11 protein-coding genes are annotated in these 14,417 nt (G+C 59.1%); 8 read left to right on the forward strand and 3 right to left on the reverse strand.

Features of this window, described 5'->3' with window-relative positions; translation table 11 throughout:
* Positions 1-107: 107 nt before the first annotated feature.
* The 3 genes from mobC to CXY71_RS01545 are packed head-to-tail and all read left to right on the forward strand — an operon-like array spanning position 108 to position 2,964.
* Positions 108-383 (forward strand): plasmid mobilization relaxosome protein MobC, encoded by a 276-nt coding sequence (gene mobC, locus CXY71_RS20495; protein ID WP_146072707.1) that lies wholly within the window; start codon positions 108-110, stop codon positions 381-383.
* 54 nt (positions 384-437) lie between these two features.
* Entirely contained in the window at positions 438-2,081 is a 1,644-nt protein-coding gene (locus CXY71_RS01540; protein ID WP_104133965.1) for a relaxase/mobilization nuclease domain-containing protein, read from the forward strand.
* A 13-nt stretch (positions 2,082-2,094) separates the two neighbouring features.
* Positions 2,095-2,964, forward strand: coding sequence for a hypothetical protein (locus tag CXY71_RS01545; RefSeq protein ID WP_104133966.1), 870 nt, complete (start codon positions 2,095-2,097; stop codon positions 2,962-2,964).
* A gap of 930 nt (positions 2,965-3,894) precedes the next feature.
* On the opposite strand, the gene CXY71_RS01560 is transcribed toward CXY71_RS01545, so the two are convergent.
* Complete coding sequence (locus CXY71_RS01560; RefSeq protein ID WP_104133968.1) at positions 3,895-4,770, reverse strand: phosphogluconate dehydrogenase C-terminal domain-containing protein; 876 nt, start codon at positions 4,768-4,770, stop codon at positions 3,895-3,897.
* Between the two features lie 315 nt (positions 4,771-5,085).
* On the opposite strand from CXY71_RS01560, the gene CXY71_RS01570 reads away from it, so the two are divergent.
* Positions 5,086-6,354: a RuBisCO large subunit C-terminal-like domain-containing protein gene (locus tag CXY71_RS01570; RefSeq protein WP_233204329.1), complete on the forward strand. Its 1,269-nt coding sequence runs from the start codon at positions 5,086-5,088 to the stop codon at positions 6,352-6,354.
* Positions 6,355-6,358: 4 nt separating this feature from the next.
* Entirely contained in the window at positions 6,359-7,648 is a 1,290-nt protein-coding gene (locus tag CXY71_RS01575; RefSeq protein ID WP_104133970.1) for a four-carbon acid sugar kinase family protein, read from the forward strand.
* Positions 7,649-8,596: 948 nt separating this feature from the next.
* Here CXY71_RS01575 and CXY71_RS01580 read toward each other — a convergent pair.
* Together CXY71_RS01580 and CXY71_RS01585 are read right to left on the reverse strand one after the other, a co-directional pair.
* Positions 8,597-9,853, reverse strand: coding sequence for an alpha-hydroxy acid oxidase (locus CXY71_RS01580; protein WP_104133971.1), 1,257 nt, complete (start codon positions 9,851-9,853; stop codon positions 8,597-8,599).
* Positions 9,854-10,009: 156 nt separating this feature from the next.
* The gene (locus tag CXY71_RS01585; RefSeq protein ID WP_104133972.1) at positions 10,010-11,065 is read right to left on the reverse strand and encodes a TRAP transporter substrate-binding protein; all 1,056 of its coding nucleotides are present in this window, start codon (positions 11,063-11,065) and stop codon (positions 10,010-10,012) included.
* A gap of 210 nt (positions 11,066-11,275) precedes the next feature.
* Between CXY71_RS01585 and CXY71_RS01590 the strand changes: the two genes are divergently transcribed.
* From CXY71_RS01590 to CXY71_RS01600, 3 genes are all read left to right on the forward strand, one after another.
* Positions 11,276-12,019, forward strand: a complete 744-nt coding sequence (locus CXY71_RS01590) for a FadR/GntR family transcriptional regulator (protein ID WP_104133973.1) — start codon at positions 11,276-11,278, stop codon at positions 12,017-12,019.
* A gap of 224 nt (positions 12,020-12,243) precedes the next feature.
* The gene (locus CXY71_RS01595; RefSeq protein WP_104133974.1) at positions 12,244-12,957 is read left to right on the forward strand and encodes a TRAP transporter small permease; all 714 of its coding nucleotides are present in this window, start codon (positions 12,244-12,246) and stop codon (positions 12,955-12,957) included.
* A gap of 8 nt (positions 12,958-12,965) precedes the next feature.
* Entirely contained in the window at positions 12,966-14,228 is a 1,263-nt protein-coding gene (locus CXY71_RS01600) for a TRAP transporter large permease (protein ID WP_104133975.1), read from the forward strand.
* Positions 14,229-14,417: the final 189 nt, after the last annotated feature.

Here is a 14,417-nt window from a genome sequence, read left to right on the forward strand (position 1 = left end):
TTATGGTTATCAACAGCCAGCATTGGCAGCGTAGGAGAAACCACTAATTCCGCTGTCCGAAATACCCGCGGCAGGTCAGTGGGCGGGAGAAGAGTTACCGGGTTTACGTGACGGTTGAGGAGGATGCTCAGTTGCGTGCTCGTGCGGTGGTTGCTGATGTGACGGTGCCGCGTTTGTTGTTTGAGTCTGCGATGAACGCGAACATTGAGACGACGACGGATCGTAAGGGTGCGATTGCGGAGTTGTTCGTGGTGACCAGGTTGATGGCGAATGTCTCGAACAACGTCAACCAGTTGGCGAAGTTCGCGAATACGGAGGGCCAGTTTCCGGACACNCAATACGGAGGGCCAATTCCCGGACACGGCTGCCGCTGTTGTGGCTGAGTACCGTACGCTCGCCGTCAAGGTCGAGGACGTCATCGACAGGCTGGCCGAGTCATGATGCCGAACATTCGGCGGGGCGGCCAGATGGGTGGCCTGATGGTCTACCTGGCCGGCGGTGGGCGGCACAACGAGCATGAGGAGCAGCACCTTGTAGCCGGCGACTCGGCGATTATGGCGCAGCACGGTTACAGCGTGTTGGACACCAACACTGCTTTGGCGATTGCGCGGAGCTTGGACGCTCCACGTCGTGCGTTCGACGTTGAAGTATTGCGAATGGTGAAGGATTCCGATCCTGTTACGGGCGCGGTGACGAGTAAACGTGTTGCCGGGGATGTGTGGCATTGCTCGCTGTCGTTGCGTGCCGAAGAGGGACAGCGCTCGGATGAGAAGTGGGGATCGATTGCGCAGGACTTCGCCGATCGGATGGGGTTTACCGAGAGCAGCGGAAAAGCCGCGTGCCGGTGGGTTGCGGTGCGTCACGGACTGTCCACGAACGGCAATGATCACATTCACCTGGCCGTGTCGTTGGTGCGCGAGGACGGGACCAAAGCAACGACACACAATGACTTCACGCGCGCCCAGGAGGTATGCCGCGACCTTGAACGCGACTATGGGCTCGAGCAGTTGGAGAGCCGCGGTCGGGGGCTCGGAGAGCGCGGCGTGAAGCCTGCCGAGCGGGAGCGTGCCGTACGTTCGAGCGCCGCTGAGGTGGACGCTCACAAGATGGAGCGTTCTGTCCGAGCCGCGGCGACCGCGTCCGTTGACGAGGGTGAATTTGTTCGGCGGCTGCGTCGTGGTGGTGTGCTCATTCGGCCTCGCTACGCCGCCGGTCGCGATGACGTTGTCGCCGGCTATTCGGTAGCGGTGCGGCCCACTGCTGGCGAGAAGCCGATCTGGTATGGAGGTGGCCGACTTGCCCGTGACCTCACTTTGCCCAGGCTTCGGGAGGGGTGGCCAGAGAGCCCCCAGACGGCGCAGGGAGCCGTCGATGAGTGGCGGGCCACGGCGAAGAACCCGTGGGAGTACCGACCTGTCGCACCGGGCCGGGAAGAGTCGACGCCGTCCCCGGAAATGTGGAAGCAGTACAGCGACGAGATCGGGCAGCTGCGCGAGCAGCTCCGCGACGTTCCCGTAACGGACAGAGCCACGTGGGCGCATGTCGCCCGGGAGACGGCCGGCGCCTTCGCCGCGTGGTCGCAGCGCGTCGAGGCAACACCAGGACCCCTCGCGCAGACGTCCCGGGAGTTGGCCCGGTCGGCGCATCTTCGGGCGTACCAGTCCCGGCCAAAACCCGCCCAGCTGGGGTCGGCGTCGAACGCCGCCATGATTCTCATGCAGGCAGCCAGCGGTGGTCAGGGCACGATGGCTGAAGCGATTATGCTCCGGCAGTTGGGCCGTGTGTCGGTGGCGATTCTTGACATGCACAGCGCAGTCGGTGATGCCCGCCGGGCCGAGCAAGTCACGGCCATGCTGCGTAACCAGTTCGCCGCGGTCACCGATCGACTCCCGGCGGTCCCGAGCAAGACCACACAACCGGACTCACGCATGCAACCCGCTGACGTTCCGGTCGTCATGCGACAGGCGACCGACGGGCTCGCGGCGCCGGGAACCGGTTCGTCGGTGCCCAACAAGCTGCAGCTGACCAAACGAAAGACCCCAGCCACGCCACGCGAGCGTGACGGGCTGGGCAGAGACTAAACGGAGGAAGACCATGGCTGAAGAAACTGACGGTGTGGGCGAAACGTTCGACGACTCGCTGCGCATCGCACTCACCATCGCGTCACAGTTCGGAGAACGCATCGCCCGACTCCGCGAGCAGCTGGCACGACAGCGCGAAGCAAGCGCAAGCCAAGAGGCGCGCGAGCTGGAAGCACGCTTTGAGGCTGAGCGTGGAGCCGCCCGGGCTAGCCTCGCACCCATCGAACAGTCCGAATGGTGGAACCAAGCCACCCCCGAGGACATCGCCGGTGTGCATGAGACTGCTACCGCCTGGCGGGATGTCGATGATGTTGCCCGTGGCGCCGGCGACACCATCAAGCACGAGGTACAGGAACGCTACGACATCGACATCGACGCCCCCGGAGCGGATCCCGCTGCCGTCGCTGCGGCACTGCGGGACGCTGAGCGCGACCGCGGCGATGCCGCGACCGAGCGGCAGCGAGCTGGTGAAGACGTCACCGCGAGCCAGCTCCTCTTAGCCAACGCCGACCGACACGAACGTGAAGCTCAGGAAACGGCCGACCGCGTCTGGAATACCAGCGACCTCGAGACAGTCGCCAGTACCGACCTCACTATTCGTGACGAAGAGCAAAAGCAGGCCGCCGACGTCACCGACCAGGCGCGCATCGAGCGCGGGTCGGGGGAACTGGAATACGACAGCTCCGAGCGTCGCGAACGATTCGCCGCGAGCCTTGAAGGCAAGGCAGACCAGAAGACGATCAACGCGCGAATCCTCGCAGACGGTGAAAACGCCAAGCCCCCAAGGGAGGCAGTCCTGTCCCAGCCGGGCAAGGCCGCCAAACCACGCCGCAGTAGCACGAGCAGCGTGCAGCAGCGGGACCGTGGCGGACTCTCACGCTGACAACGCTTAGGAAGGGCCAGTTCACGAAACGGAACGAATAGCACGCTAAGAGATCTCGGTCCTGCGCAACGATCGTAGTTTCCAGCTTTGGAGTGGCGGGGGTTCTTGCAGCTGGAGTCGCCGGTGAGGCTGAGATGCTCCGAGTTGGAGTCCTGCGAGTATTTCTGCGAACGCGCATTCTTGCTGGGTGGCGGTATACAGCACGCTGGCACCGAGCATGTCGAAGCGGTCGCCGGTTCTAGGCATCGCGACATCCACTGCGTTGATGTGAGAAAGTCTGAGGGCGGTGTCGTTCGACGCGCCAGAACGCCGCCGGGCACTCTCACGAGCGCCAAAGTGACCCGCAAAAGGGATCATCCCCGCCGACGTTCCGGTGTCAGCGGGGATGAGCGTCGCGGACCGTAACGTTCCGACGTCCGGGCGATTGTCGTTGATCGGGCGAAGAAATCTATACGTGTAGGGCACCGGAATCTAAGAAAGTGAAGTCCGAGGAGTCCACTTCTAACCGCGAACGCACCCCGTCTCGGCCCATTCCGTGAGGGCCATCGAGACAGGCTGGTCCGGAGCGAAGCCCAGCACGCGGGCTGATTCGTTCACGGCTGAGATTATGCCAGAATCCCAATGATCCTGCGCATCCCCGATGCGGGCTGATGTGTGGCTGATTGCTCCTGCAGGGATATGTTTGGCATCAAGCATAGCCAGGGCAGCGATCCCTGCCTCCTCTTTTCCGCGGCCCGCATCGTTGAAGAAGACCACAGCGCCTGGGCGTTGAAGGGCGAATTCTCCGGAACTGACTCCCCCGTGAGACGCTGAGACCACGGCCTGCCCTTCGTCTTCAACGGTCAATTTAGTTATTGAATCCATTAGTACGACGGAGCGGCCAGGCCGGGATAGAACGGTGATTTTCAGCATTATATTTGGTCCTTACTGCTAGTTATTTGCCTGTCGGTCGATGTGGTTAAGTTGAAGCATTCGTGCGAGCACGTTGTCGAGTTCACGGTCGTCGAAAATTTCTTTCCAGTCGTCACGGATGATTTTCCCGCGCCCGTAGTCCATGGCGACGAGGCAGGCATCGGAGAAGACGTGATCGCCGTGGAGACCGATGGCCAGCGCGACCTGAATGTGTCCATCCAACATCGCTCGTGCGGCTTTCTCGGGTACTCCGATCTTGTGTACAGTCTCGTTTAAGGCTTCTTTTAACAGGTCGCCGACCATGCATGCTACGACTTCCACCAGGGTGGGTTCCAGGTAGGCCAGTTGCTTGACAGTCACCCAGTGCACATCCGCGACGGGCGAATAGATGCTTCGGATTACTCCTTCAGCGACCTGTCTCGTTTCCTGATCATCGGAATCAAGCGCGGCGACGACATCCTGAGGCGCCGCAATGCCACCGAAGGTGTCGTCGACTTCTTCCTGTGTCTTCCGCTGAAGAAAGACCGAAGGATGACAGGGATGCGCAACGGCGTAGGCGATGTCATCACGCTGGAAGAGCAGATTGGCATAAGCCGCGGCGGGATCAAGGGTGAAGAGAATGGAACCAGGCTTCATCCCCGGCACGATCTCGGCGGATATCTTCCCCAGTGCGATGTCTGGAACAGCGAGAATGACCACGTCCGCCGCACTGATGGCCTCAGCGGACGGCGTGATCACGCGACCCGCATCGGTGATCCGCCGCTGACCTTCTGTTGAGATATCGGAGAAGTACGTCCGATGCGTGCTCGAATCTAGGTTGTTGGACACTCTCATGCCCATCTTTCCGCCGGCGCCGATGACAGCAACGGTCAGAAGGGAAGTGGGGATAGTCATGTTTTACTCCTGCTAGAAGGCGTTTCGAATAACCGCGACGACCCGCTTTGTCGCCTGCTAACGCACTTTCTAGAGCGCTCATCGGCGAGCGGTTCGGTCCAGAGGGACCGGTGAGAACGAGAATAGCCGATTTTTCGGAAACATCAACCGGTTGATGTTTGATAGCATCATCGCGCAGGCAGTTTCAGATTCGAACTCCTGTGGGCCGACGAATCGTGCGGAGCAACAGTCGAAGGAGATCAGGTTGTTGAAAATGAGAGAGATCGACTGTCGTGGGTCGATGGCAATCGTCAATACCCGCCGGGCAGCGACACGATGACGCTGCGCGATCCCCGGAGCTTTACATGCGTTTATCGGATCGAATCCCCTCTCGAGCTGGACGTTGCGGCATCAATCCTCGCCGGCGAGCAGTCGAGCGGAACATTTGTGCAAGTGCCTGGTGAGACGGTAGAACTGCACGAGAGATTTGGAGCAAGAGTCATCGCGGTGCATGATGCAGGTAGAACGCAACCTTCTCTGCCTTCACGAATCGAGCAGCGTGAGGTCTCGGCCGGCGAGGTGACTATTGAGTTCCCTATGGAAGCTATCGGGACGGACTTTGCGACACTGCTGACGGCTATAGGTGGAAATCTCTTCGAGCTCGGCGACCTGACGGGTTGTCGACTGGAGTCGATCGACCTTCCACCCGATTTCATCAATGCGCATCCCGGCCCTGAATTCGGCGTCCCTGGTACTCGGCGCCTGATCGGTAATTCGAGCGGTGTGCTAGTCGGGACCATCATCAAGCCCAATGTAGGCCTGGCACCGGACGACTTCCGATCCATCGTTCGTGAACTAACGAGAGCAAGCGTCGACTTCATCAAAGATGACGAGCTGATGACAGATCCGAAATACTTACCTCTAAGCGAACGCGTAAAAATCGCGCAGCAGGAGATTCTCGCCGCGTCTGAGACGACTGGTCGCCAGACAATGTATGCGTTCAACATCACGGGCGACCTCGGCGGCCTACGTCGTCGTCATGATGAGGTGATAAAGGCCGGCGGAACATGCGTCATGCTCAACGTACCGATCATGGGGCTGCCGGCCCTCGCATGGCTTCGAAGTTTTTCTGAAGTACCGATTCATGCGCACAGGGCAGGTCTTGCTGCCTCTATGCGCCATCCCGCGCTCGGCATGAGCTATGGGGTGTGGCAGAAACTTGTTCGGCTGGCGGGCGCAGATCAGATTCACGTCAGCGGACTTGGCAGCAAATTTTACGAGACCGACAAAGAGGTTGCGACGAACATTGGAAGCTTGCAACTGCCGCTCGGCGACACGCTGAACCCGCTGCCTGTCCTTTCGTCCGGTCAGAACGTTCACACACCAGAGATCACCTATGCGTCGGTCAAGTCGCAAGATTTGCTGATGCTGGCCGGTGGTGGTGTGGCGGCCCACCCTGAGGGACCTGCAGCGGGTGTTCGAAGCCTTCGGCAGGCGTGGGAGGCCGCCGTGTCCGAGCAATCGTTGCCGGTCTCTGCCGACCGGCTTGCAGCCTCGGGTGATTCCGCACTGTCTGTCGCACTACGTACGTTTAAGAAACCGTGACGACATGACTCGCATAGCCTTTCTTGCCGACGACCTCACGGGCGGCGCGGATGTCCTAGCTCAGGCGAACGCTTTCGGATTGCAAGCAGTTATGGTCCTTGACCCTGCTGAGGCTGTGAATACCAACGCAGACGTGGTTGGCGTCGCCGGCGCAGCTCGTTCACTATCAGGCCTCGAGTTTGACCAGGTGGTGACCGAAGCACTCAACGCTCTTCGAGATTTACAGCCCGACGTTTTGATCTACAAAGTCTGTTCAACGTTCGATTCGTCACCGACGATAGGGAGCATTGGACGCGCCATTGAGCTCCTTCACCAAACCGTCCCTACCGCCGGGCCGATCCCCGTCGTTCCTGCCCAACCAGGCTTCGGCCGGTACACGGCCTTCGCCCAGCACTTCGGCACATATGGCGACGCTGTCCACAGGCTGGACCGCCACCCCGTCATGTCGCATCATCCGAGCACCCCCATGACAGAGGCCGATCTGCGAATCATCCTCTCTTTGCAGCTGCGATCGGGGACGTTGCCTGGTCTCATTGATCTCGGGGTGCAAGAAATTGGCGATTTCGCGGCCACTTGGGCTGCGGCCGTCAGGGGAACCAACGAAGCTTTCGTCGTAGACGCTATCAATGAGACTCACATGGACAATGTAGCTCGAGAGCTTTTGAGCGGTCGCCCTTCACTTGTTGTGGGATCAGGGGGCATAATGAGCGCCCTGGCGCGTACCCTCACTGGCGAGACCAGACAAGCGGCTCCTGATACCACGACCGCGAGCGGCCCTGTGCTCGTTGTGAGCGCATCCGCATCAAGGACCAGCGGGGATCAGATCAAGCATGCTGTGGCAAATGGATTCGTAAGTGTGCCCATTCCTCCCGAATCGATCGGCGATGACTCGACAGAGGCTATCGAGTGGATCGAGGAAGTCTTGCAGGCACTGCGTGATGGTCGCGACGTCGTTGCACATACTGCCTGCGGCCCCGACGACCCCCGCTTGCAGACGCGTGATGACTTGACCGCCAGTCTCGTGGGCGGGACGATGGGTCGCGTAGCCGCGGAGGCAGCTAGGCGTGGACTCAGCCGAGACATCGTCATCGCTGGGGGTGACACCTCGAGCCACGCGCTCGCGGCGGCAGGAGTCAACCAAATCAGAATGAGCGAACAGTTCGTCACCGCAGGTCCCATTTGCGTGGCGGACGACAACTCCGGGCTGGGGGGATGCCGACTCCTCTTGAAGGGCGGCCAGGTCGGACCTATCGACGTTTTTACCCGTTTTCGCGGTGTGCGCGCCTCTCGTTGACCCGCCAACCGCCGGGGAGATTACAACATAAAGCGGCTTCGAAGAAGACTTCATGACGACCCGCTTGAAGCCCCCGAACGTCGTCTAGCGGAGCGCCAGTCGGCGGGTATATAAAGGCAAGTACTGTCGTGACGTTCCCCCTTCCTCATCGAGGACTTCGACGACAGCGAGCTGCCCCGCGAACATCCATGCACATTGCCTCCGATTCTGCAGTCTCAAGAGTGTCTCGGTAACGGTGATTTCTGGGCGAGTTTTTTCTCGGCGGCGAGGGTCGTGCTGGCCCATCACCCAGTCGTGTGTCAAGGGCCATGAAGAACTGTGCGTATTCCAGCCAACGTCGCATCACCCGAGTTTCAGGAGAAGCGATGCCAGACAGTCCAAAGAACGCGGCGAAAGAGCCCCGGCGCACTGCCGATGGTCTAGACACGCAACAAATATGCTGAGTTGATGAGGCAAGGGATCAGTAACGCCGAAAGTCTTCCCCGCTAACGATGTTTTGAGGATCTGGTTGGCGCTCTCCGACAACGAGGTCAGGTTCGCAGCGTCGTGTGTTTGACCTGCGCGCCCTAGCGATAGGAACACCGGTGCGTAGGCTTGTGCCTCCTCGGACTTCGTTCGGATCTTACTTCGCACTTTGGGCAGATGCATCGCCGTCGATAACTTCGTCGTGCCCTCATTTTGAAGCGAATCCTGACGTTCGATCAATTTTTTGCATTTAGTTTAGTAGCTACAAATCCAGAGCCGGAAGAGCCCCTGCACCCTGTAACAACAGGGTGCAGGGGCTCAAGGCACTCGTAGCCTCGGGTTAGTGATAATCCGATCGGGCACGGTCGTGTGACACGCGAATAATCGTGTCTAGGTTTCCGGAGCCGGGCCCAAGCGAAACGCTGGTTCTGGTGAACGGGCTGCGGAACTCTCCAACCCATCCGAAGTAAGGAATTCGTCTGCTTAGGATACCGATACCGAGTCCGATGTACGCGTTGGATTCTCGAGCCATTCAGAAGGGAAATGAGCGAAACTGCCATCGAGCTCAATGGCGCTATTCGCACCCACGAGAGCCAGCGTCTGCTTGAATTCCTGTTCAAGAATCGCCATCACCCGCTCAACGCCGCGCTGGCCGCTGGCCGCGACCCCGTATACCCATGGTCGCGCGATGGTGACGGCGTTTGCACCTAGTGCGAGAGCGCGCGCGATATCCACACCAGTACGAATACCTCCGTCGAGCATCAGGTCCACCTGACCGTTGATCGCATCTGCAATGCGAGGGAACGCGGAAACCGAGCTGGGAAGCCCATCCAACTGACGCCCCCCGTGATTGGAGACGATAATACCGTCGACCCCGGCGCTGAGTGCACGTCGAGTGTCTTCGACCGTCGTGATTCCTTTTATATAGAGTGCGCCGTCCCATGTACGGCGAAGCCAAGCGAGATCGTCCCAGTCAGCGGACAGATTAGCCAGCTGAGTGTTGATGAACTCGCTGTGGGATTTGGCACTATCACCTTCGGCAATCCCCTGAAAGTTGCGGAACCCGATTGGCGGCGCCTGCAGCATGTCTAAGAGCCAAGCGGGTCGTCGTAGCGCCTCGTAAGCGTTTCGAATGCTCAGGCGAGGAGGGATGGACATGCCGTTGCGCAAGTCGCGGATGCGGTTAGCGTTCAGGGGCACGTCAACCGTGAGAACGATAGCAGAGCAGCCAGCATCCTTTGCGCGTGCGACGAGGTTCGCGATCATTTCCTTGCTACGCCACAGGTAAAGCTGAAACCAAAGTGGACCGGTTGCGACGTCCGCGATCTCCTCGATCGACCATGCAGACGAAGTGCTGATGGTGTACGGGATCCCGCGCGCACCCGCCGCCTTAACCGCCCCCAATTCGCCCCCGTTGCCCACGACTCGTACGAGACCAGCCGGCCCCAAGACGATCGGCAGCGGAAACTTCTCTCCAGCGAAATGTGCTGTCGTGTCCTGCTGCTTAACGTCAACAAGGGTACGCGGCGTCAGTACGACTCGGGCTAGATCAGCTTCATTGGCCCTGAGCGTCACCTCGTCGCCGGCTCCCCCGTCCACAAAATCGAAAATCATTTTGGGGTTCTTCTTTTTCGCCAACAGACGCATGTCCGCAACGCTCGGAACTGCGGCGATGCCTCTCGGACCGGATGGAGCTGTAATTAGCTTCACAAATTCGGTAATGCTGGATAGCGAGTTCAACGATTCTTCCTTTCAGGACCGGTAGAGGCCCCCATACAGGTCGTGGCCGAAACCGCATAACAGGCCGACGATTGGTTGTTCGAGAGGACCTAGCTGGTCTTCCGAGGTGAGGGAGGCGTCGCCACTGGGAGCGACGGCGCCTCCCTCACCAAATGACTAACGCCCGTATGATTCCCGTACTTTGGCCGCCCATTCCTGGACCGCTTCCGGGAATTTTTCATAAGCCGGTGCCGCGGCAGCGGCCCACTCGTCGAAGTCGACCTCGGTGAACGTCGCGCCCCCCTCGATCATGACCTTTTTACTTTCGATAGCGTCAGCGATGGACGCTTCCCGGTAACTGAGTGAAGCCTCCTCAACCGCCTGATCGAAAGCATCACGCACGTTGTCCGGCCAGGCCTGATAGGCCTCATCCCACACTTGAATGTGGTAATTGCCATACATGTGATGCGTTTCGGCGATGTTCGGAACGACCTCGTAAAAGCTGTTGTAGCGGTGGATATCGATAGGATTCTCAACACCATCGATCGCTCCCTGCTCGAGCGCCGAGAACACTTCGTTCAGGGCCATGGGGGTGGGGCTGGCTCCGAACACCTCCCACGTCGCGATAACCGAAGCCTGGTTCGGTACGCGAATCTTCACCCCCGCCAGATCGGAGGGACTTTCGATGAGCTTGTTCGTCGCTGTCAACCATGGACCACGGTAAAAGCTGCCAAGTAGGCGGAATCCAGATTCCTCTGAGATCTGGTCGATGATGTCAGCTCCCAGATCTCCGTCCCATACCTCGAAGAACTCGTCCTGGTTCGCGTATAGGTAGGGTAGGACACCCACGGCAGCGAGGTCCGTGTAGCGTTCAAGAGAACCCGGACTTTCAATTAGGGCGTCTTGGGCGCCAACTTCGATACTCCCCTGTTGCTCTTCCCAGCTTCCCAGCTGCGAGGCGGGGTACACCTCCACAGTCACCGCGCCATCAGTGAGCTCCTCGACCCGCTCCTTGATCTGAAGCGCTGCCTTATTTTGCAGGCTGTCGGGAGCGCCAGCGTGACCAAGGGTGATCGTGTCCTTCGCGGATTCTGACCCGGAGGCGGTGGGATCTGTAGCTGAGCAGCCCACCAGGGCTATGCTCACAATCCCGAAGGTGGTGACACCAGCAAACAGTTTCGAGCGCATAGAGTGAGATGGTTGCTTCATGATTTGCCTTTCTTTTTGGTGCATGGAGAATGTCGGCAGGAGGCACCGCTGCTGAGGGTGCGGTCGCCACCACTTTGTGACTTCATCTGTCGTCGTCGGGTCTAAACCCAATCTCGTCAATGCCAGTACGTTATGGGATTTATGAAGATTGCGCAACTGGTTGTCCAATTTTTATTAACACAACCGGTTTTACAATTGCCGGAGTCAAAGGGTTTTCCCGGGTAAACTCGCACCATGCCGCACTTTCCAGGAACAGGCCCATCAGATATCGCATCGACGTTGTCGCCGATGGAAGCCCGGAGTCCGGTCTCTACCGTGGCCCGCCGCTTATTGGACCTTTTTACCGGCGGAGCCATCGAGCCGGGAACCAGACTGCCCACGGAACGTCAGCTCGTCACCGCACTGGGAGTTGGGCGTTCCGCTGTCAGGGAGGCCTTGGCAGCGCTTGAAATACTCGGAGTCGTCGACGTCAGGCCTGGATCAGGCACTTATTTGCGGGGCACCGCGAGTGAGCTCTTGCCTCAAACTCTAAGCTGGGGTCTCCTCATCGGTGAGCGAAACACCGTCGAGCTACTCGAGATACGAACCGGACTTGAGGTTTACATGGCGCGGTTGGCCGCTGAGCGCGGGGATCCGGATGCTATTCGCCCAGCGGAGAAATTCTTGAATCGAATGCGAATTTCTCTTACGGACCTTGAGATCTATTCCCAGGCGGACCTCGACTTCCACCGCGTTCTGGAGCGGGCGGCAGGCAACGCGGTGCTCTCTGACCTCCTCCATGTGGTCCGGTCCCTTCTGCAGGTCTACGCGGATCGTATTCTTAGCGAGACGGAAGTTGCGAGCGCAGCCTTAGGAGAGCATCAGGCGGTATTCGACGCGGTTATGTCGGGTGACGGTGACGCGGCCGCAACAGCTATGGCCAAGCACATGCGAACCGCGACCGCCAGGCTGCTCGCCCTGGTTCAGTCGGAGAGCTAAGGTCGGCGAACTGCACGCCGTACCGGAGTCGTCGAGGTAGGCCATCCACCGGACAGACCGCTGTTGTGATTGGCAGGCTTCGGCAACGATGGGGTCGCTCGAACCACCGTACGTTTTACGCCCGCGCAACTAATCCGTGCACCGTCGGCCTTCCGAGGTTGTAATTGGTCGACCGGTTGCGGTATGTTAATCGAACTCGTACCCAAGGAAGGGTGAATCGCGTGATGAACTCAACGAAGAGACTCATACCGCCAGTGGCGGACCTCTCGAAGCGCGGCGTGTTCGCGATTACTGATCTCATAATCTGCTGGGCCGTAATTGTAGGAATTTGCGGCCTGACCGGGTCCCTGCTCTATCAGGTATTCTCTCGGTACGTCCTAAACAACCCAACGATTTGGTCGGAGGAACTGGCGATTCTCCTCTTCGTCTGGGTGTCCATGCTGGCTATCTCACTCGGATTCCGGCGCGGGGAGCATTTGGCGATCGATATGTTCTCCCGCCACCTGCCAGCGTTGGGCGTGAAGCTTCTTGCGACTCTTGTCAGCCTGCTCTCTTGTATTGCGCTCAGCGTCATTGGCTACTACGCGTTCCAGATCATTCCTTCCGTGTCGCGCCAGGTTCTTCCCGGCATCAGCGGTGGGCTGGGATTACCAGCCAAGGTTTCTTGGATGTACTTTCCCGTAATAATCGGATGCGTACTCTCTATCTTCTTCATCCTCGAACGTCTCTTCGCGGTATGGGCCGGCAGGGTGCTCGTGCTAAACGCTGACGCAGATGTGCTGGTCATCGAGCAGCTCGAGAACGACCTCTCCCTTCCGGTACAGGAGGCCCCGCTTGAGGCAGGCGTCAGTAAGGCGAACGCCGAAGCAGCCTGGGTACGGGACGACGTCTCTACCAGCACGTTTCTCACGGACAATCACAAGAAGTTCAGGTCGTAGGAGACATTATGGGATACGCACTTGGTTTTGTGTTCATCGCGCTTCTCGTCTTGAGCGTTCCAGTCGGCATTGCGATCGCGCTGAGCTCGATTGTCGGCATACAGTTCTTTAGCTCTATTCCGATGGAGATCGTCGCGCAACGATTGGTAAGCGGGATCAGCAGTTACTCACTGCTCGCGATTCCGCTGTACGTCTTCGCCGGCAGCCTTATGAATGCTGGAGGAATCACTCAACGTTTGGTGGGGTTCGCGAAAGCGATCGTGGGGCCGGTGCGCGGTGGCCTCGCGCAAACGACGATTATCACTACAGCGGTATTCGGCGGCATCTCAGGCTCCCAAGTCGCGGATACGACGAGCGTTGGCAGACTTATGATCCCGCAGATGGTCCAAGCCGGATATGACAGGCGCTACAGTGCGTCGCTGATGGCGACCGCGGGGGGCATCTTCTTGACAATCCCGCCCAGCATCAACTTAATCGTCTATGGCGTGCTTGCGCAGGTCTCGATCTCTGACCTGTTCTTCTATGGCCTCATCATCGGCCTCGCGACCGTATTACTGCTGATGGTCGGCGCTTATTTTTTCGCCATCGTGGAGAAGCACCCGAAAGGTGAACGGCAGTCCGTGAAGCAGATATGGACGAGCTTCCGGCGTGCCTTCTTCTCATTGATGCTCCCCGTCGTGATCATCGGCGGAATAAGGATCGGTGTATTCACTCCGACGGAAGGCGGCGCCGTTGCAGTCCTGTTCGCAGTCCTGATCGGACTTGTCGTGCATCGAGAAATGAACGTACGTAAGTTCCTCTCCGCTGCGCTGGACAGTGCGGTCCTAGTGGGCGTCATTATGCTGATCATCGCCGCTGCTCAGATCTACTCCTACGCTCTCGTCACAGGTGGGATCCCCCAGGCGATCACAGCCCTCCTCCTCGGGATCACGGAAAACCCGCTGGTCATTCTTCTCTTGATCAACGTGATACTTCTGCTCGTAGGCGCTGTCATGGAAGGTAACGCCGCCATGATCGTCTTCGTCCCGATCATTCTGCCCGTCGCCCTTGCCGTGGGCATCGATCCTCTCCACCTCGGCCTCGTGATCGTCCTGAACCTCGGGATTGGACTGATAACCCCGCCAGTGGGTCTCTGCCTTATGGTGGCGACTACGATCGCACGCACCACTGTGCAGCGCGTGCTCCCGGCGATAGTCCCATGGTTCATTATCTGTCTCGTCCTTCTCGCCGCAGTGACGTACCTCCCACCGCTGTTCGGATGGTTTTACTAGAGATCCTTCGGGGTCAAAACTTCAGCGTTTGTCCTGAGATCATCGTCGACTATGAGGGATACCCGCATGAGCTTGAGAGCTGAAGCCCGGGGTTTCGCATCGAAAGTTGGGACTGCCCCGAGTTCAGTTGACTCGTTGGGTTTGGGGTTTCAGGCGGCCGTGAGGGCCATGTTTATTGTCTCAAACTCG

This window comes from Cryobacterium sp. Y62 (assembly GCF_002929785.1).
Taxonomy (GTDB): Bacteria; Actinomycetota; Actinomycetes; order Actinomycetales; family Microbacteriaceae; genus Cryobacterium.

Excerpts from the sequence above, each read along its gene's own strand:
- CXY71_RS01540 (WP_104133965.1), top strand. The coding sequence starts at position 438 with ATGATGCCGAACATTCGGCGGGGCGGCCAGATGGGTGGCCTGATGGTC.
- CXY71_RS01545 (WP_104133966.1), top strand. The coding sequence starts at position 2,095 with ATGGCTGAAGAAACTGACGGTGTGGGCGAAACGTTCGACGACTCGCTG.
- CXY71_RS01560 (WP_104133968.1), bottom strand. The coding sequence starts at position 4,770 with ATGACTATCCCCACTTCCCTTCTGACCGTTGCTGTCATCGGCGCCGGC.
- CXY71_RS01570 (WP_233204329.1), top strand. The coding sequence starts at position 5,086 with ATGACGCTGCGCGATCCCCGGAGCTTTACATGCGTTTATCGGATCGAA.
- CXY71_RS01575 (WP_104133970.1), top strand. The coding sequence starts at position 6,359 with ATGACTCGCATAGCCTTTCTTGCCGACGACCTCACGGGCGGCGCGGAT.
- CXY71_RS01585 (WP_104133972.1), bottom strand. The coding sequence starts at position 11,065 with ATGCACCAAAAAGAAAGGCAAATCATGAAGCAACCATCTCACTCTATG.
- CXY71_RS01590 (WP_104133973.1), top strand. The coding sequence starts at position 11,276 with ATGCCGCACTTTCCAGGAACAGGCCCATCAGATATCGCATCGACGTTG.
- CXY71_RS01595 (WP_104133974.1), top strand. The coding sequence starts at position 12,244 with ATGAACTCAACGAAGAGACTCATACCGCCAGTGGCGGACCTCTCGAAG.
- CXY71_RS01600 (WP_104133975.1), top strand. The coding sequence starts at position 12,966 with ATGGGATACGCACTTGGTTTTGTGTTCATCGCGCTTCTCGTCTTGAGC.